This window comes from Larkinella sp. C7, assembly GCF_006149005.1.
GTDB lineage: Bacteria > Bacteroidota > Bacteroidia > Cytophagales > Spirosomataceae > Larkinella.
Map to the genome: position 1 here is coordinate 1 of NZ_VBSL01000301.1, position 305 is coordinate 305.

Sequence of the window (305 nt, forward strand, 5' to 3'; positions counted from 1 at the left end):
TTCTTCAAGGGATTCCGTTGAAGCAGCTTCTGCCAGTTCTTCTTCGACAGCCTTGTCTTCCCCTTGTTTACCTTCGATGATAGCGTCAGCCAATTTAGAAGTAATCAACTTAACGGCACGGATAGCGTCATCGTTGGCTGGGATGATAACATCAATATCATCTGGGTCAGTGTTGGTATCAACCATAGCCACAACTGGGATGCCAAGTTTCTTAGCTTCCTTAACAGCAATTTGTTCCTTATGTGGGTCAACAACGTACATAACGTCTGGAATCCGTGGCATATCTTCGATACCGCCCAAGAATT

At 44.9% G+C, this 305-nt stretch carries 1 protein-coding gene; it reads right to left on the minus strand.

The genetic code is table 11. The features are described 5' to 3' along the window. Positions 1-305: 30S ribosomal protein S2 (gene rpsB, locus FH871_RS35505; protein ID WP_138995399.1), on the minus strand; the 305-nt coding region annotated here is incomplete at both ends.